The 17,864-nt window shown below is 69.8% G+C and carries 18 protein-coding genes; 12 read left to right on the forward strand and 6 right to left on the reverse strand.

Annotated elements, in window-relative coordinates; genetic code table 11:
- Window positions 1–29: 29 nt before the first annotated feature.
- Window positions 30–899 (reverse strand): matrixin family metalloprotease, encoded by an 870-nt coding sequence (locus H4Q84_RS04385; RefSeq protein ID WP_248582191.1) that lies wholly within the window; start codon window positions 897–899, stop codon window positions 30–32.
- Window positions 900–972: 73 nt separating this feature from the next.
- On the opposite strand from H4Q84_RS04385, the gene H4Q84_RS04390 reads away from it, so the two are divergent.
- A complete protein-coding gene (locus tag H4Q84_RS04390) occupies window positions 973–1,386 on the forward strand; it encodes a hypothetical protein (protein WP_248582192.1) in 414 nt (137 codons plus the stop codon).
- 31 nt (window positions 1,387–1,417) lie between these two features.
- Window positions 1,418–2,656, forward strand: a complete 1,239-nt coding sequence (locus H4Q84_RS04395; protein ID WP_248582193.1) for a TIGR00300 family protein — start codon at window positions 1,418–1,420, stop codon at window positions 2,654–2,656.
- Here H4Q84_RS04395 and H4Q84_RS04400 read toward each other — a convergent pair.
- Genes H4Q84_RS04400 through H4Q84_RS04420 form a run of 5 tightly spaced genes read right to left on the reverse strand, consistent with a single transcriptional unit; the run spans window position 2,653 to window position 6,556 of the window.
- On the reverse strand, window positions 2,653–3,609 hold the full coding sequence (locus H4Q84_RS04400; protein WP_248582194.1) for an ROK family protein: 957 nt from the start codon (window positions 3,607–3,609) through the stop codon (window positions 2,653–2,655). The two genes, H4Q84_RS04395 and H4Q84_RS04400, sit on opposite strands and share 4 nt — an antisense overlap.
- Entirely contained in the window at window positions 3,602–4,549 is a 948-nt protein-coding gene (locus H4Q84_RS04405) for an ROK family glucokinase (RefSeq protein ID WP_248582195.1), read from the reverse strand. Before H4Q84_RS04405 ends, H4Q84_RS04400 begins: the two co-directional genes overlap by 8 nt.
- Window positions 4,546–4,950 (reverse strand): hypothetical protein, encoded by a 405-nt coding sequence (locus H4Q84_RS04410; protein WP_248582196.1) that lies wholly within the window; start codon window positions 4,948–4,950, stop codon window positions 4,546–4,548. The genes H4Q84_RS04405 and H4Q84_RS04410 overlap by 4 nt, the downstream gene beginning before the upstream one ends.
- Window positions 4,947–6,116, reverse strand: a complete 1,170-nt coding sequence (locus tag H4Q84_RS04415) for an ArsA family ATPase (RefSeq protein ID WP_248582197.1) — start codon at window positions 6,114–6,116, stop codon at window positions 4,947–4,949. Before H4Q84_RS04415 ends, H4Q84_RS04410 begins: the two co-directional genes overlap by 4 nt.
- 2 nt (window positions 6,117–6,118) lie before the next feature.
- Window positions 6,119–6,556 (reverse strand): SRPBCC family protein, encoded by a 438-nt coding sequence (locus tag H4Q84_RS04420; RefSeq protein WP_248582198.1) that lies wholly within the window; start codon window positions 6,554–6,556, stop codon window positions 6,119–6,121.
- A 173-nt stretch (window positions 6,557–6,729) separates the two neighbouring features.
- Between H4Q84_RS04420 and H4Q84_RS04425 the strand changes: the two genes are divergently transcribed.
- The 10 genes from H4Q84_RS04425 (at window position 6,730) to H4Q84_RS04470 (ending at window position 17,862) form a co-directional block, all read left to right on the forward strand.
- Window positions 6,730–8,517: an AMP-dependent synthetase/ligase gene (locus H4Q84_RS04425; RefSeq protein ID WP_248582199.1), complete on the forward strand. Its 1,788-nt coding sequence runs from the start codon at window positions 6,730–6,732 to the stop codon at window positions 8,515–8,517.
- Window positions 8,518–8,669: 152 nt separating this feature from the next.
- Window positions 8,670–9,395 carry a Flp pilus assembly protein CpaB gene (gene cpaB, locus H4Q84_RS04430; protein WP_248582200.1) on the forward strand — a complete coding sequence of 242 codons (726 nt, stop codon included), beginning with the start codon at window positions 8,670–8,672 and terminating at the stop codon, window positions 9,393–9,395.
- 6 nt (window positions 9,396–9,401) lie between these two features.
- Window positions 9,402–10,565 (forward strand): P-loop NTPase, encoded by a 1,164-nt coding sequence (locus H4Q84_RS04435; protein WP_248582201.1) that lies wholly within the window; start codon window positions 9,402–9,404, stop codon window positions 10,563–10,565.
- A gap of 4 nt (window positions 10,566–10,569) precedes the next feature.
- Complete coding sequence (locus tag H4Q84_RS04440) at window positions 10,570–12,120, forward strand: CpaF family protein (protein ID WP_248582202.1); 1,551 nt, start codon at window positions 10,570–10,572, stop codon at window positions 12,118–12,120.
- Entirely contained in the window at window positions 12,120–14,033 is a 1,914-nt protein-coding gene (locus tag H4Q84_RS04445; protein ID WP_248582203.1) for a type II secretion system F family protein, read from the forward strand. The genes H4Q84_RS04440 and H4Q84_RS04445 overlap by 1 nt, the downstream gene beginning before the upstream one ends.
- Before the next feature lies 1 nt (window position 14,034).
- Entirely contained in the window at window positions 14,035–14,964 is a 930-nt protein-coding gene (locus tag H4Q84_RS04450) for a type II secretion system F family protein (RefSeq protein WP_248582204.1), read from the forward strand.
- Entirely contained in the window at window positions 14,964–16,556 is a 1,593-nt protein-coding gene (locus H4Q84_RS04455; RefSeq protein WP_248582205.1) for a histidine kinase, read from the forward strand. The genes H4Q84_RS04450 and H4Q84_RS04455 overlap by 1 nt, the downstream gene beginning before the upstream one ends.
- Window positions 16,553–17,218 (forward strand): response regulator transcription factor, encoded by a 666-nt coding sequence (locus H4Q84_RS04460; protein ID WP_248582206.1) that lies wholly within the window; start codon window positions 16,553–16,555, stop codon window positions 17,216–17,218. Before H4Q84_RS04455 ends, H4Q84_RS04460 begins: the two co-directional genes overlap by 4 nt.
- 164 nt (window positions 17,219–17,382) lie before the next feature.
- Window positions 17,383–17,586: a Flp family type IVb pilin gene (locus H4Q84_RS04465; RefSeq protein ID WP_248582207.1), complete on the forward strand. Its 204-nt coding sequence runs from the start codon at window positions 17,383–17,385 to the stop codon at window positions 17,584–17,586.
- Window positions 17,587–17,673: 87 nt separating this feature from the next.
- Complete coding sequence (locus H4Q84_RS04470) at window positions 17,674–17,862, forward strand: Flp family type IVb pilin (RefSeq protein WP_248582208.1); 189 nt, start codon at window positions 17,674–17,676, stop codon at window positions 17,860–17,862.
- Window positions 17,863–17,864 lie beyond the last annotated feature (2 nt).

Consider the following 17,864-nt stretch of genomic DNA (forward strand, 5'->3'; position numbering starts at 1 on the left):
GCAGCGAGCCTCGAGACCAAGGACGTCACTCAGTGGCAGTCAATGGCGCCCAGCAGCTCGAGGCCTTCCCTGTCCCCGGGCCCCCAACTCAGCTGGCGGCCATCGGTCTCGGGAGCCATCAGCTCTCCGGGGTCGTCCACGTGATCCAGCCCCACGACGTGACCGAACTCGTGGTCGACGATCGCCTGGTCGACGGCGATCTGCAGGTCGCCGCCGTCGTACGCCTCGAACGCGTCGCGGTCCAGGACGATCCTGCCGCTGACGAACTCACGGTGCCCCGAGCGCCGTTCGACGGCAGAGCTGCCGCCGACTCCCGCCACCTGTCCCTCGAGGACCGGGAAGTCCTCCTCGGTCGCCCACATGACGAGCACCGTGGCATTCCCCGGTTCGCCCACCTGCTCGACGTCGCGGTTGTCGGTCTCCCCGGCATAGACGAGCTTCAGTCCCGAGGCGGACCCGACGTGGTCGATCGCCCGGGCCACGAGTGACTTCCAGTTCGCCGGTGCACCGACGGCGTTGACCTCGACCCTGATCTCGGAGCACGGGTCGTAGCCGACCGGCTCCCGCCCGCCGCGCTGCGTGGCGATGAACGCGTAGGTCCCGTCGCCGGCCGACGGCGCGATCACGCCCAGCCGGGACAGTCCGGTGGCCACCACGCCCCGGATCTGGGCGGCGGTGCTGCTCGGGTGGATCGCGATCACGACCCCGAGCAGCGCCATGGTGAGGACGACAACCCAGAAGTTCCGCACGCCATGACGCGTACGCCGGACCTCGCGCGGCCCCGTCGTCGCCGGAAGTGCTCCCAGGCCGAACCGGCGGTCGAGCTCGTCGAGCTCACGCATCCGGCGCTCGAGGTCACGGGCGTTGCGTCGCCGCTGCGCCTTGTCTTCGCCGAACACGAACACATGCTCCCTGACCGTTCCAATGAAGTCATCCGAACCAGGCAGATGCCCAGGCGTCTACGCTCTTGGAGTGACCAGCAAGGACGAACCCGGGCGGGAGCGCGATGTCGACCGCGCCTGGCAGGACATCGTCGAACACTACGGCGAGCGCGCCGAGGTCGAGGCCGACACCGCACCTCCCGTCGCGCCCGAGCCCGAAGCGGTGGCGAGCACGCCGCCGGTGTACGAGCAGTACGACGACGAGGAGCGCTTCGTCCCTCCTCCGCCGCCCCCGCTCCCCCGGCCCGAGCCTCGCCGCCAAGCGGCCTGGATCGGACTGTTCGCCTCGCCCCTGATCCTGCTCGTCTTCACCGTGATGGGCTGGCACCTGCCGCTGCTGATGTCCTACGCGCTGGTGTTGGCGTTCCTGGGCGGCTTCGGTTATCTGGTGGTGATGATGCCGCGCGGTCCGCGCGACCCCGGTGACGACGGTGCCCGGATCTGAGTGAGTCACTGACCGCGGTTAGGGTGGCGCCGTGAGTGTGAGCGAGAGCGTCGAAGTCACCGGCCACCTGATGGACAGCGGCATCTTGTCGCGCATCCTTGACGACATCCGCGAGTACGGCGGCGACTACGCCATCGACCGGTTCGACGTGGGCCACGAGGCCAACGACACCTCGCGGGCGACCATCACCGTCACCGCCGAGGACGACGAGTCGCTGCAGCGGCTGTTGATGCGGCTGCAGACCCGTGGCGTCAACCAGGTCGACCCCGGCGAGGCGGCCGTGGTCGAGGCCGAGCGCGACGGCGTCTTCCCGGACGGCTTCTACTCCACGACCAACCTCGAGACGAAGATCCGGCTCGATGGCCGCTGGTTCGACGTCGAGAACCCCGAGATGGACTGCGGCCTGATCGTCGAGCCCCGCGAGGGTGGCAACCGCATCTACACGCTGCCGATGTCCGACGTACGCACCGGCATGCTCGTCGTGTGTGGCGCGTCCGGGATCAAGGTCACGGTCCCGGTGGTCGACAAGAGCCAGGAGTCGTTCGGCTTCATGGAGTCCGACGTGTCGTCGGAGAAGCCGCAGGCGGTCCTCGTGCGCCAGGTCGCGGAGGGCATGCGCGAGGCCAAGGCAGCGGGCAAGAAGGTGCTGTGGGTCGGCGGCCCCGGCGTCGTCCACACCGGCGCCGCCCCGGCCATGGTCTCGATGGTCGACGCGGGCTTCGTCGACGTACTCTTCGCCGGTAACGCGCTGGCCACCCACGACATCGAGTCGAGCCTCTACGGCACCTCGCTGGGCGTCGACCTGGCCCAGGGCCGCGGCGTCGAGCACGGCCACGAGCACCACATCCGCGCGCTCAACACGATCCGCAAGCAGGGCTCGATCCACGCGGCCGTCGAGAGCGGCATCCTCACCGGCGGCATCATGCACGCGATGGTCAAGCACGAGAAGAAGTTCGTGCTCGTCGGCTCCGTGCGCGACGACGGTCCGCTGCCCGACGTCTACACCGACGTGATCGAGGGCCAGCGCGCGATGCGTGCCGAGATCAAGGACGTCGGCTTCTGCCTGATGGTGGCGACGATGCTGCACTCGGTCGCGACCGGCAACATCCTGCCGGCGTCGATCCCGCTCGTGTGCGTCGACATCAACCCCGCAACCGTGACCAAGCTCGCCGACCGCGGCTCCTCGCAGGCCCGCGGCATCGTGACCGACGTCGGCCTGTTCCTCGAGCAGCTCGCGCTCGAGCTGGTGCCGGGCTACCGCCGCAGCTAGAGCGACCGCACCAGTACGGCGGCTCCGACGAGGCCCGCCTGCGGGCCGAGGTGCGCAGCCAGCACAGGAGGTACGACGCGGTGCCGGGCGCCCACCAGCGACCGTTCCAGCGCCACCCGTGCCGGGTCGAGCAACCGGTCACCGGCCGCCGAGACGCCGCCCCCGATGACCACACACTCCGGGTCGAAGGCCGCCACCAGGTTGGCCACACCCATGCCCAGCCAGTCGCCGACTGACGCGAAGGCCGCCCGTGCCAGCAGGTCGCCCGCCTCGGCCGCCTCGGTGACCATGGGGCCGGTCAGCCGCTCGGGGTGGCCGTCGCACGACTCCTCGAGCATCGTCGGCTCGTGGCCGAGGCGTTCGCGGGCGTAGCGCACCAGCGCGTTCCCCGACGAGTACTGCTCCCAGCAGCCGCGCAGTCCGCACTCGCACGGCTGCCCGTCGGGCACGACCTGCATGTGGCCGAACTCGCCGGCCATCCCGTTCGCGCCGCGCACCACGTGACCGCCGAGGACCAGGCCACCGCCGATGCCGGTGCCCATCGTCACGACCAGCGCCGACCCGGCGCCTCGCGCCGCGCCGTACTCCCACTCGGCGATGGCCGCGCAGTTGGCGTCGTTGTCGAGGGCGACCGGCACCTGCCAGCGCCCGGACAGCCGGGCCCGGACCGGCTCGTCCTGCCACGGCAGGTGCGGGGCGAACATCACCCGCTCCCCCGTCGCCTCCACGAATCCAGCCGCGGCGAGGCCCACACCGGCGATCGGTGACTCCCCCGCCACCGCGTGTACGGCGTCGGTCAGGGCGTCCTCGATGAGTGCGGCGTCGACCCGGCGACCGGGCGTTGCGGCGCGAGCGGTGCGCAGCACCGTGCCCTCGTCGGAGACGACGCCAGCGAGCACCTTGGTGCCGCCGACGTCGACGCCGATCCAGACCGGCGCCGATACGTCAGTCACGGACGCGGGCCAGGTCGGCGGCGCCGATCAGCCCTGCGGTGTTGCCGAGGGTGGCCGCCCGGATCTCGAGGGCCGGGTGGTAGCCACGGCCCGGGAGCGACGACTCGAACGCCGACCTGATCGGGTCGAGCAGCAGGTCGCCGGCGGCGCTCACGCCGCCGCCTATCACCGCGACAGCCGGGTCGAGCACCGCCGCAAGCGAGGCGATGCCCTCACCCAGCCAGCGGCCCAGGTCGGCGAGCTGCTCGATGGCGAACCGGTCGCCGTCGGCCGCCGCAGCCGAGATGAGCGGTCCGTCGATGTCCTCGATCCGGCCGCCGGCACGGTCGAGCAACGACCTGGCCGGGAGCGAGCCGGCCGCTACCGCAGCCCGGGTCTCGCGCACCAACGCGGTGCCACTGCCGTAGACCTCGAAGCAGCCGCGGTTGCCGCAGCCGCACAAATGGCCGCCCGGCACCAGCCGGAGGTGACCGATCTCGGCGGCCACCCCGAAGGCGCCACGGTGCAGTCGACCGTCGAGGACGATGCCGCCACCGATGCCGGTGCCGACGGTGACGAGCAGCAGGTCGTCGACGTCCTCGCCGGCGCCGAAGCGGAACTCGCCCCACGCAGCGGCGTTGGCGTCGTTCTCGATCACGAACGGCAGGTCGACGCGCTCCTCCAGCTCGGCCCGCAGGTCGACGTCACGCCAGGCGATGTTCGGCGCGAACAGCACCGTCGCGCGGTCGCGGTCGACGTACCCCGCGGCACCGACGCCCACGGCGACGATCTCGTGGCGCGACCGCAGCTCACCGACAAGCCCGACGATCGCGTCCTCCATCTGCTCGACGTCCGTGGCCGGCGACTCCACCTGGAGCTCCTCGATCACCTTGCCCTCGGCGTCCACGACACCGCCGGCGATCTTGGTGCCGCCCACGTCGATCCCGCACGACAGGCTCATTCCTCGTCCTCCCAGTCGTCACCGTCGAGGTCGATGTGCTCGACGTCGCGCGAGCGCCCCTGATCTGGTACGCCGGTCGCGAGCACTCCGGCGACCGCGTGCATGAGCGACGTGGCGGCAGAGGCCAGGTGGTTGCGCACCTCGGGGTTCAGCGATCGCACGGCGTGCACCGTGCGGCAGACCGGGCACCAGGTGCACTCGGCAGCGCCGGTGGCCACATGGGCGTCGACGTCGCGCAGGGCGTCGGTCGCGCGCGAAGCCAGGTCGCCGACATGCGGGGCCAGGTCGCCGTGGTCGCGGGCCCAGCCCGACAGGGCGCCCATCAGCTTCGCGGCCTCCTCGGCGAGGCTGCCCACATCGGGCTCGCCGCCGTCACCCGAGTGGGTCCCTGACTGGGTCACGACGTCCCGTCCTCCATCCGCACCTGCAGCTCACCGTCCTGGACACGTGCCCCGGCAACCCGGTAGCGGGTGAGCCCGGCAGGCAGCGTGAGGAGACGACGATACGACCCCACGGTCACGACGAGCTCGTCGCCGTTCCTCGCGAGATCGACGTCGGCGCTCGTCACACCCGGCAGCCGCAGGGAGAGTACGGCGCCCCGCGAGGTGCGCACCACCTTGAACGGTCCGCCGCGGGCGGGTGTCGCGAGCGGGTCGGAGTCGCCGTACACGTCTCGGGCGAGCTCGACGAGCGCTTCGACGCCGACCGGCTCGGCCGCGCGATAGACCGAGCGCCAGAACGGCAGTCCGGGAAAGGATGCACCTGCTTCGGCGAGCACGGTGTCCTGTGCGGCGACCCAGCCCGCGCGCCACTCGTCGCCGGCGTCGTCGGGGAAGATCCTGTTGGCAACCACCCCGTCGACGCGGTAGCCGAACAGCGACAGGGTCGTGTAGGACCGGCGAGCCTCGGCCAGCACCACGCTCTCGGGCGTCATCACCAGCCGCACGCTGGCCTGCGGACCGGACAGCAGCGCGCGCACCTCCTCCAGCTCGGCGTGCAGCCTCTCGACCGCGTCGAAGACGGTGTCCTCGGGCATCGGCACCCCGGCGGCCTTCGAGAGCACGGGCCGCAAGGCCTTGACCACGCGACGCTCGACCGGCAGCACGCGCTGCATGTACCAGCCGAGGGCCTCCGGCAGCGCGAGCAGCCGGAGGGTCTCGGCGGTCGGCGCGCAGTCGACGATGATGACGTCCCACCCGCCGGCGAGCGCGTGCAGGCGCAGCTCGAGCAGGGCGAGCACCTCCTCCGCGCCGGGGATGACCGTCAGCTCCGCAGCGGCCACCGGGTCGACGCCCGCGACGTCGAGCACCCGCAGCAGGTAGTGCTGGATGTCGGCCCAGCTCTGCTCGAACCTCAGCTGCGCGTCGACCTGCTGGGCATACAGCGACTCGGCGATCTGCGTGGGCTCGGCGCCGATCGTGGTCGCGAAGGCATCGGCGAGCGAGTGTGCGGCATCAGTCGAGAGCACCAGGGTGCGGTGACCCGCAGCGGCAGCGAGGGCCGCGGTGCCGGCGGCAACGGTCGACTTGCCGACGCCGCCCTTGCCGGTGAAGAGCAGGATTCGCAACGTCAGAGCGACTCGACGCGCTTCTTGAGACCCTTGAGCGCGGTGTCGATGAGGATCTTCTCGCCCTTGCGCTTGAGCATGCCGATCAGCGGGATCGAGACGTCGAGCGCGAGCCGGTAGGTCACCTCGGTCGAGCCGGCGCCGAGGTCACGGAGCACGTAGGCGCCGTCGAGTGCCTTGAGCATCTTTCCCTCCACCAGGGTCCAGGTGACCTGCTCGTTGCCCGACCAGTCGTAGCTCAGCGTGTACTCGTCCTTGATCGGCGAGACGTCGAGCGAGAAGAAGACCTCGTCCGCCCGACCGCCGGCGCCCTCGCGCACGACGTCGGCTGTCTTCACGCCCTTCGCCCACTCGGGATAAGCCGGAAAGTCGGCGATGACCGCCATCACGTCAGCTGGGGAGGCGTCGATGACGATCGAGGAGGTGGTCTGTTCGGCCATCGATACCCCTGAGGGTGCGAGTCGGTGCGGGTGACCGACGGGGTGGGCTGGGATCTGCGACCTTACCGGATCCGGACCCGCCGGATCGGCCAGGACTACGCCCCCATGGGCTGTCCCCGCAACCCGGCGGTAACGTGCGCAGTTCGCCAGCCACACTCGCAGGAGGCACCCCCGTGCGTGAGTTCTCCACGCCCCTGAACGTCGAGATCCCGGCCACCGGGAATCTCACCGACGACGTTGTCACCAACGCACGCGAGGCCGGCGATGCCGTCGTCTTCAGCCGCGCGACGGGTGAGGAGTGGCGGGACGTCACCTCCGCCGAGTTCCTGGCCGAGGTGCAGTCAGTGGCGAAGGGGCTGATGGCCGCGGGCATCGAGGCCGGCGACCGGGTCGCGCTGATCTCCAGGACCCGCTACGAGTGGACGCTCTTCGACTACGCGATCTGGTTCGCCGGCGCCGTCACCGTGCCGATCTACGAGACCTCTTCGGCCGAACAGGTCCGCCACATCCTGCGCGACTCCGGGGCCCGCGCCGTGGTCGCCGAGGCGACCGACCACATCGCCCGGATCTCGGAGGTGCGTGCCGACCTCGACGACCTGCACCACGTCTGGTCGATCACCGACAACGCCGTCGGCGTGCTGGCCGGCCTGGCCGAGGACATCTCCGACGACGAGCTCGAGGCGCGGCGTACCACCGCGACTCCGCTCGACATCGCCACCCTGATCTACACCTCCGGCACGACCGGCCTGCCCAAGGGCTGCATGCTCACCCACGGCAACTTCATGTTCGAGCTCGGCGTGGCCGTCGAGGAGCTCGACAAGCTCTTCGTCGAGGGCTCGTCCACCCTGCTCTTCCTGCCGCTCGCCCACGTCTTCGCCCGCATCATCCAGGTGGGTTGCGTCAAGGCCCGGGTGAAGATGGGCCACAGCGCCGACATCAAGAATCTGCTGGCCGATCTCCAGGTCTTCCAGCCAACGTTCATCCTCGCGGTGCCGCGCGTCTTCGAGAAGGTCTTCAACACGGCCTCCCAGCGGGCCACCGCCGACGGCAAGGGCGCGATCTTCAACCGTGCCGCCGACACCGCCATCGCCTACAGCCGCGGCCTCGACAGGGGCCGCCCCGGCGTCGCCGTACGTGCCCGGCACGCCGTTTTCAAGCGCCTCGTCTACGGCAAGCTGCTGGCCGCCCTCGGCGGCAGGTGCGAGTACGCCGTCTCCGGCGGCGCCCCGCTCGGCGACCGCTTGGGCCACTTCTACCGTGGCATCGGGCTGACGATCCTCGAGGGCTACGGGCTGACCGAGACCACCGCCGCCCTCACCGTCAACCTGCCCGACGCACAGAAGGTCGGCTCGGTCGGCCGTCCGCTGCCCGGCACCGCAGTGCGGGTGGCCGACGACGGCGAGCTGCTCTTCCGCGGCGGCCAGGTCTTCTCCGGTTACTGGCACAACGAGGAGGGCACCGCCGAGGCCCTGGAGCGCGACGGCTGGTTCCACACGGGCGACGTGGGCGAGGTCGACGACGAGGGCTTCGTCAAGATCACCGGCCGCAAGAAGGAGATCCTGGTGACCGCCGGCGGCAAGAACGTCGCCCCGGCTGTCCTCGAGGACCGCCTCCGGGCCCATGCCCTGGTCGACCAGTGCATCGTCGTCGGCGACGGCCAGCCGTACATCGCGGCCCTGGTCACGATCGACGAGGAGTCGTTCCCGGCCTGGGCCGAGCAGCACGGCAAGAGCGGCAGCATCTCCGAACTGGTCGACGACCCCGATCTGCGTGCCGCGGTCGAGGACGCCGTCGACGACGCCAACAAGGCGGTGTCCAAGGCCGAGTCGATCCGCAAGTTCACGATCCTGCCGGTGACGTGGTCCGAGGAGGGCGGCCAGCTCACCCCGAGCCTCAAGCTCAAGCGCAACGTCGTCCTGCGGGAGTTCCGCGACGACGTCGAGGCCCTTTACCTTCCTTGAGCAAAACCACTACACGCAGCCTCCTCGGCCGTTAGCGTTTGTTCGCGCACCAGTTCTCGCCGAACCGCAAGGTTCGAAGCGGCCGGTGCACCTACCGAACGAACCGCCGGGACGGGCCCCACAGGTCCTCCTGAACGAGAGGCCGCACGCAGATGGACCGACGAAAGCTGTTGCTCGTGGTGGCCACGCTGGTGGCTGCACTGGGCACCGCACTGGTGTTCCTGTACGTCCAGGGTGCCGAGAGTCGCGCCGTAGCGAAGTTCGACAACGTCGAGGTGCTCCGCGCCGTCGCCGTGATCGAACCCGGCGAGACCATTGACGCTGCTGCCGCCTCGGGCAAGCTCCAGCTGGAGCCGGTCCCCAAGACGATGGCGCTGCCCGGTGCCGTCACCAGCATCGACACGATCGCCGGTGAGTCGGCCAACACCCGAATCTTCCCGGGCGAGCAGATCCTGGGCGACAAGTTCGGCGAGGCCGGCGACGCGTCGCTGCTCCCGATCCCCGACGGCAAGGTCGCCATCTCGGTCCAGCTGACCGACACGTCCCGAGTGGCTGGCTTCGTGAAGGCCGGCTCGCAGGTGGCCGTGTTCCTCAACGGCGTCGAGGCCACAAGCGGAGAGCCGTTCACGCGGCTCTTGCTCCCCGACGCCACCGTCATCGCGGTCGGTTCCACGACGCCCACCCCGGTGGTCGCCGAGGGGGACCAGGCTCCGGTCGAGCAGCTGCCGGCCACGCTGCTCACCCTGGCGCTCGACCAGGTGGAAGCTCAGCGGGTCATGTTCGCCACCTCCAACGGCGAGCTGACGTTCGCCCTGCGCAACTCCACCAGCACCGTCGCCAAGGACACGGGCGTGACCGCAGAGAACCTGTTCGGGTGATCAGCGATGCCACTCGCCGTCGATCCTGAGCCGAGCAAGCTCTCCGAGCTGCTCAAGTCCCTGCCTCCGGGTGGCAACGCCGTGGACACCACCGATCGCGTCGTGTCGTGGCTCGACCAGCGTGCCGAGGAGTACGCCCTCGTACTGGGACCGAACGTGCCCCTGGAAGAGGCCCTCTCCCTCGCCGACACGATGCGCATCCAGCGGCCCATGATCTACGTCGTCCTGGTCCGCGAGGTCGTCGACACCGAGGTGCTCACGCGAGCCATGCACTCGGGCGTCCGCGAAGTCGTCGCCGACGGTGACATGGCCGCCATCGGCTACGCCCTCGATCGCGCCCAGGAGGTGTCCATCGCGCTGCGCGGCGACGCCCCCGCGGGTCGCCTCGGCAAGGTGCTCACGGTGTTCTCGCCCAAGGGCGGTGTCGGCAAGACCACGATGTCGGTCAACCTTGCCCTTGCCCTGGCCGGGGACGGGTTCCGCAAGGTCTGCCTGGTCGACATGGATCTGGCGTTCGGCGATGTCGCCATCACCCTGCAACTCTTCCCGACGCACTCGGTCGAGCACCTGATCGGCAGCGAGGACTCCCTCGACTTCCCGCTCGTCGAGAGCATGCTCACCAAGCACGAGTCCGGGCTGATGGTGCTCGCCGCGCCCAGCCTGCCCGACGCCCGCGACCGGGTGACCGGCGCGCTAGTCAGCCGGCTGCTCAAGGTCCTCCAGGAGCAGTTCGACTACATCGTGGTCGACAGCGCACCTACGTTCGACGAGCAGACCCTGACCGCCCTCGACGGCACCGACGAGTGCGTCATCGTGGCCACTCTCGACGTACCCACGCTCAAGAACGTCCGCGTGGCCCTCGACACGCTCGACATGCTCAGCATCGCCGTCGACCACCGGCACCTGCTGCTCAACCGGGCCGACGACCAGGTCGGCCTCGGCGCCGACAAGGTGGAGTCGATCCTCGGCATGGAGATCGCCGCCCAGGTGCCGTCCTCGATCGACATCGCCGCGGCGACAAACGCCGGCCTGCCGATCGTCCTCTCATCTCCCGACCACCAGTCGTCCCGGGTCGTCCGCGCCCTGGCCACGCGACTGACGGGCGAAGTGATGACGTCCACGGACGACGTGCCGTCCGGCGGTTCGCGCCGCTTCAGGAAGAGGAGGTGACCAGATGAGCAGTCTCGCCGACCGCCTCAACGCGGCTCGCAAGCGTCAGGACGGTGGCCTCGGGTCCGACGAGTCCGACTCCGAGGGTGACTTCGAGGCCAGCGACGATGAGCTCGCCGAGCTCATCATCGGCGGCCCCGCCTCCGCCACGATCGCCGCGCCTGCTGCGCCGCCGGCCCCTGCTGCGGTCCCGACGACGCTCGGCAAGCGGCGCGCCGCCACGGGCGCGGAGGTCGAGAGCGCCAACCGCGGTTCCGGCCGCCGGGCGCTGCCGCAGCAGACCGACCGGATCGATGAGATCAAGTCGAGCGTGCACACCGAGCTGCTCCGCCAGCTCGGTCCGACGCTGTACGCCTCGAACCTCGACCAGAACGAGCTGGACCAGAAGGTCCGCGCCGCGCTGCAGGACGTGCTGTCCGCCCAGGACAAGCCCCTCAGCGCGGTCGAGCGCACCCGTGTCACCACCGAGATCAGCGACGACATCCTCGGCTACGGCCCGATCGAGCCATACCTGCGCGACCCCGAGGTCTCCGAGGTCATGGTCAACGGGCCCGACAACATCTGGCTGGAGCGTTCGGGCAAGTTGGTGCCGGCCGAGGCGACCTTCACCGACGAGGCCCACCTACGGCGCACGATCGACAAGATCGTGTCGCGCATCGGTCGTCGTGTCGACGAGTCCAGCCCGATGGTCGACGCCCGCCTGCCCGACGGCAGCCGCGTCAACGCGGTCGTCCCCCCACTGGCCATCGACGGCTCGGCGCTGACCATCCGCAAGTTCGCCGCCGACCCGTTGACCGTGGCGGACCTGATCCGCTTCGGCTCGCTGAGCGACCGCACGGCCTCCTTCCTCGACGCCTGCGTGCGCGGCCGGCTCAACATCATCGTCTCGGGCAGCACCGGCGCCGGCAAGACCACGACCCTGAACGTGCTGTCGTCGTTCATCCCCGGCGACGAACGCATCCTCACCATCGAGGACGCCGCGGAGCTCCAGCTCAAGCAGGAGCACGTGGTCCGACTCGAGTCGCGCCCGTCCAACATCGAAGGGCGCGGTGAGGTCTCCATCCGCGACCTGGTCAAGAACAGCCTGCGCATGCGGCCCGACCGGATCATCGTCGGTGAGGTCCGTGACTCCTCGGCGCTCGACATGCTTCAAGCGATGAACACCGGTCACGACGGGTCCATCTGCACGCTCCACAGCAACGGGCCACGCGACACCCTGGCCCGCCTCGAGACGATGGTGCTGATGGCGGGCATGGACCTGCCGGTGCGCGCCATCCGCGAGCAGGTGGCCTCTGCGGTGGACCTGATCGTGCACCAGACCCGCTTCAAGGACGGCACCCGCCGGATCACCCACCTCACCGAGGTCGAGCGCATGGAGGGCGACATCATCACCCTCCAGGACGTCTTCGCCTACGACCACTCCGCCGGCTTCGACGCTTCGGGCAACACCTTGGGCCGACTGCGCGCCACCGGGCTCCGCCCGCACTTCCTGGAGAAGATGCAGTATGCCAACGTCACCGTCGACCCGATGCTCTTCGCGATGGACGGGCAGTGATGCGCAGGACTCTGCTCGCGCTCGCCCTCGCGGTTGTCGCCCTCGGCACGGTCGGGGCCCCCGCCGCCCAGGCCGCCGACGAGCTCACCATCGCCCACGTCGAGAACGCCGACGGCACCCTCAGTGTGCTCGTCTCGGTGCCCGTTGACGTGGAGCCCGACCTCGACTCCGCGACCCTGTCGATCGGCGGTGTCGACACCGACGCCAGCGCCGAACTGGCCGCCGCCACCACGACGGTCCGACGCACGACGGTTCTCGCGATCGATACGAGCAACTCCATGAAGGGCCAGCGGTTCACGGCGGCGAAGACGGCCGCCACCGCCTTCCTCGACGTCGTACCCGACGACGTCTATGTCGGCATCGTCACGTTCGACAGCGAGGTGGCGACCCCGCTCCAGCCGACCCTCGACCGCGCTGCCGCCCAGGCCGTGATCGACCAGCTGAGCCTGCGGCTCAAGACCCGGCTGTACGACGGCGTGCTCGCCGGCGTCGAGATGGCCGGCACCGAGGGTCAGCGACAGCTGCTGATCCTCTCCGACGGCGCCGACACGAGTGGCACCGAGCTCTCCGTGGTCACTCAGGCGATCGAGGATGCCCAAGTCCTGACCGACGTGGTCTCCCTCGAGCAGGCAGGAGCAGTCGAGCCGCTCCAGCAGATGGCCGCGGCCGGTGACGGCACCGTCATCAGCGCCGAGTCCGAGCAGCTCGCCGAGGCGTTCTCGGCCGAGGCCGACGTCCTTGCCCGCCAGGTGCTGGTGCAGGGCGCCGTACCCGCGTCGGTGACCGGCAGCGATGCCACCGTGGCGATCTCCCTGGTGGCCGGCGGCCAGACCCTGACGGCCGACATCTTCGCGCCGATCCGCTCCCGCAGTGACGACACCCAGGGCCCTGCGGTGCCGCGCACGGCGCTGGCCGACAAGGCGCTCGAGATCCCGATGTGGGCCGTCTACGGCGGCGTCGGGCTGCTCGGTGTCGGCCTGCTGGGCTTCCTGTGGATCCTGACCCTCTCGATGACCCGCTCCCCCGACCTCACTCCCGAAGCACGCATCGTCCAGTACGCCGACGGCCGGGGCCGCGCACCGAGCCTGACCGACGAGAAGGGTCCGGACCAGGCCCTGTCCCAGGCCAAGGACGTCGCTGCCCAGATGCTCAGCCGCAACAAGTCGCTCGAGGTCCGGATCGCCCGGCGGCTCGACGCGGCGGGCAGCGACTTCAAGCCTGCCGAGTGGTTGCTGCTGCACGGCGGCATCGTCGTCGCTGCCGGCCTGCTCGGCCTGCTCATCGGTGGCGGAAGCCTGGTCAAGGGCATGCTGTTCCTGATGCTCGGCCTGGTGCTGCCGTGGCTGTGGCTCGGCTTCAAGCGCAAGCGCCGCCTCAAGGCCTTCGGCGCGCTTCTGCCCGACACTCTTCAGCTGATGTCCGGCTCGTTGTCGGCCGGGCTCTCGCTGGCCCAGTCGGTGGACACGATCGTGCGCGAGGGCAACGAGCCGATGCGCTCGGAGTTCAAGCGGGTGCTCGTCGAGACCCGCCTCGGTGTCCCGCTCGAGGACGCGCTCGAGGGCATCACCGAGCGGTTCGACAGCAAGGACTTCGCCTGGGTCGTGATGGCCATCAAGATCCAGCGCCAGGTCGGCGGCAATCTCGGTGAGCTGCTGAACACCGTGGCCGGGACCATCCGCGAGCGGGAGTACCTCCGTCGTCAGGTGTCGACGCTCTCTGCCGAGGGCAGGTTGTCCGCGTGGGTGCTGGGGTTGCTGCCTCCGCTCTTCGGGCTGTACCTGTTCCTCACCCAGCCCGACTACTTCGGGGTGATGCTCAGCGACCCCCGGGGCTGGCTGATGATCGGGTTCGCGGCAGCCATGTTGTGCGTGGGCGCCTTCTGGATGAGCCGTCTCGTGAAGGTGGAGGTCTGACATGACGATGCTGCTGATCCTGGGCCTGCTTCTGGTCCTGCTCGCGATCTACCTCGTGTCGATGGCCAGTCGCACCGCGCAGCACGAGAGCGCCAGCGTTGCCCGGGCACTGGCCGCCCTCGAGGCGATGGGTGGCGCACCGCGCGAGCTCACCGCCGAGCTCGACCGGCCGTTCAAGGAGCGCGTGCTCGACCCGCTCCAGCGCCGTGCCCTTGCGATCGGCCGGACGTTCACCGGCGCCGACTCCTCGGAGCGCATCCGGCACAAGCTCGATCTCGCCGGCAGCCCGGTCGGCTGGACCGTCGACCGGGTGGTTGCCCTCAAGGTCGTCGGGCTGGTCGTCGGCCCCGTGATAGCGGCAGCGGTGGCGTTCCTAGTGCTCGACCTCTCGCTCACCACCCGCATCGTCGTGGTCGGCGCAGGCGCCGTGCTCGGTTTCTTCGCCGTGAACTTCTACCTGTACCAGAAGGGCTACGACCGCCAGAAGCAGCTGCAGAAGGACCTGCCTGACGCGATCGACCTGCTCACGATCAGCGTCGAGTCGGGCCTGGCCTTCGACGCCGCCGTGCAGCAGGTGTCCCGCAACACCGAGGGACCGCTGTCCGACGAGTTCTCCAGGGCGCTGCGCGAGATGCAGATCGGCTCCGGCCGCTCCGACGCCCTGCGCGGCATGGCCGACCGCACCAACCTGCCGGAGTTCCGCGGATTCATCGGCTCGCTGGTGCAGGCCGACGCGTTCGGCATCCCCATCGCGCAGGTGCTGCGCGTACAGTCGTCGGAGATGCGTGTCAAGAGACGACAGCGTGCCGAGGAGAAGGCCCAGCAGGTGCCGGTGAAGATGACGATCCCCCTGATCTTCTGCATCCTGCCCTGCCTGTTCATCGCCGTCCTCGGGCCGGCAGCCATCAACATCATGGACAACTTCGGGTGATGGCCGCCCAGGCCCAGCACCCTCACTCCGGACTCGTCGACGGCGCGAGAGCGTTCGTCCTGCTCGCGCTCGGTGCTCCCGTGCTGTGGGCTCGCGAGGTCTACGGGGTGCTGGGTCTGCTGGCCCTCATCGGTGTCTGGCTGGCGGTCTCACTGGCGGTGCGCACCCGGCTCTCGCTGGCGCTGATCTGCCTGGCCGAGGCTCTCGCCGTCGGACTCATCTGCGGCATCGCCTTCGCGCAGGCGCCGGCGCTCCTGGCGGCGCTCGCCGTGCCACCGTTCGCGCACGGTCTGTGGCGCGGGGCCCGCGGAGTGGCCGCGTCTCTCTCCGCCGAGGCCATCGGACTCGTGGTCGTCATGGGACTGGGACAGGCGGCGCCGACGGCCGACCAGATGGCGGACGTCTTCACCTGGCTGGTCACGGGGTTCGGGCTCGGCCTGGTAGCCAGCTTTCTGGGCTCACTGGCCGACGAAGAACCCGACAGCTCGGCGCCGTACCGCGAGGCCAGGCTGCTCATCCGCGAGCTGCTCGACCTCTCCGGCCGACTCAGCGGCGGACTCGACCCCACCAGCATGGCGGGGTCGATCCTCGAGGAGGTCGGCTCGGAGCTGCCGGTGCAGCGTGCGGTGCTCCACGTGAGCCGCGACGACGTCCTGATCGCCCTCGCCAGCCACTCGTCGTCCGAGGAGCCCGAGCCGTCGAACATCGACGAGCTGGCCGAAACGGCCTGGTCGGAGGGTTCGGTGCAGGTGGTCGGTCACGACTTCGCCTTCCCACTGACGACGTCCGGCGTGACGATCGCCGTCGTCAGCGGGCGACTCGCTGCCGGTCTCGACCCCGAGCTGCTGGGTCTGACCAAGCAGCTGCGCTCGCTCGCGACCAGGCTCGAGCCGATCGCGCTACGCCTCGACACCGCACAGCTGTTCGCGGAGTTCCGCGACTCCGCGACCTCCGACGAGCGACGCCGGCTGGCCAGGGAGATGCACGACGGTGTGGCCCAGGACATCGCGTCGATGGGCTACATCGTCGACGCCCTGATCAGCGCGGCGCCCACGCCCGAGCACGAAGCCGCGCTCCACCAGCTGCGTTCGATGATCACCTCAGTGGTCGGGGAGGTCCGTCACTCCGTGATGACGCTGCGCACCCAGGCCGGGTCGAGCGAGAGTCTCGGGGCCGCGATCGCGGCCTTGGCCCGCCATCTGAGCGACGTGAGCGGCATGCCGATCTCGGTGACCGCCGACGAACGGACCAGTCGCCTCCGCCACGAGGTGGAGGCGGAGCTGCTGCGCATCGCCCAGGAGGCGATGAACAATGCCGTGAGGCACTCGAGGGCTACGGTGATCAACGTGCACTGCCGCGTCCACGCCCCGTCCGCCGAGATCGTCGTCACCGACGACGGCCGCGGGCTCCAGCCCGGCCGACGCGACTCCCATGGCCTGTCCATCATGCGAGAGCGCGCCGCCCTCATCGGCGGCGTGCTCGACGTGGGTCCGGCCGAGGGCGGTGGTACGCGGGTGTCCGTCCGTGTGGGAGATTCGGTACGAGTGCACCCTGACGACAACCCCTCACCCAAGGATCGCATCGACGCATGAATGCTTCCGCCCCAGCCAGCCCGACGACCGTCCTGCTGGTCGATGACCATGAGCTGATCCGGCACGGCCTGGCCACTGCCTTCTCCCTCGACTCCTCGCTGCGCATCGTCGGCCAGGCCGGCACCGTCGCGCAGGCCCTGGCTGCGTGGCAGGAGCAGCGGCCGGCCGTGGTGGTCACCGACCTGCAGCTGCCCGACGGCACGGGTCTCGACGTCGTCCGCGCCGTACGTCGCGAGGCTCCCGACGCAGGCCTGGTCGTGCTGACCATGCACTCGGGCGACGAGCAGATCTTTGCTGCCATGGAGGCCGGCGCCTCGGCCTTCGTCGGCAAGGACTCGCCCTCCACCGAGGTGGTCAAAGCCGCCAAGCACGCCGCCGTGTCCCCCCGCACCTTTTTGTGCGCCGGTCTCTCGTCGGCGATGATCCGGCGCACCACTGGTGAGTCGACCCGGCTCTCCGACCGCGAGCACGAGGTGCTGCTGCTGCTCGCCGACGGACTCGGTGCCGGCCAGATCGCTGGCCAGCTCTACATGAGCGAGTCCACGGCCAAGTCCCACATCGCGCGGATCTACCAGAAGCTCGGCGCCACCAACCGCGCGCAGGCCCTGGTGACCGCGATGCGGAGCGGGCTGCTGTCGAGCATCTCCCCGAACGTGCGTTGACCGCGCGCCCGGGTCACCCCCGTGATAGCCCGTTCGGGCTATGCATCCTCGACTGATGTGTGGACCGCATCACGCCGCGATTGCGGTGAAGATTGCGTCATCGGGCCAGGCGAGCGCCTCCGGTCCCAGCATCCACATCGGAAGGACTCACCATGATCCAGTACATGACCATTCTCCTCCAGGGCCACAGGGCGAAGATGGACGAGCGCGGCGCCTCCGCCGTCGAGTACGGCCTGCTCATCGCCGGCATCGCGGCCATCATCGTCGTTGCCGTCATGGCCCTCGGCCCGGTCGTCAAGGAAGCCTTCTCGGACACCTGCACTGCCATCAGAAGCAGCACCACCACCACTGCCACCTGCTCAACCTGACCTGCGCTCAAGCGTGATCGGGGATGGCCGTGGGCAGCCAGCTCGCGGCCATCTGTCCCATCAAGACACTGTGAAGGACGTAGTGACGTGAGGCAGAAGCCATTGCGGGATGAACGGGGCGCCAGCGCCGTCGAGTACGGCCTGCTCGTCTCGGGCATCGCCGCGGTCATCGCGGTTGCCGTCTACCTGTTCGGCGGGGTCACCGGCGAGATGTTCACCGGGACCTGCGACACCATCAGGATCGAGACGGGTGCCAGCAGCGGCTCCTGCTCCTGACG

This window comes from Nocardioides sp. InS609-2 (assembly GCF_023208195.1).
Classification (GTDB): domain Bacteria; phylum Actinomycetota; class Actinomycetes; order Propionibacteriales; family Nocardioidaceae; genus Nocardioides.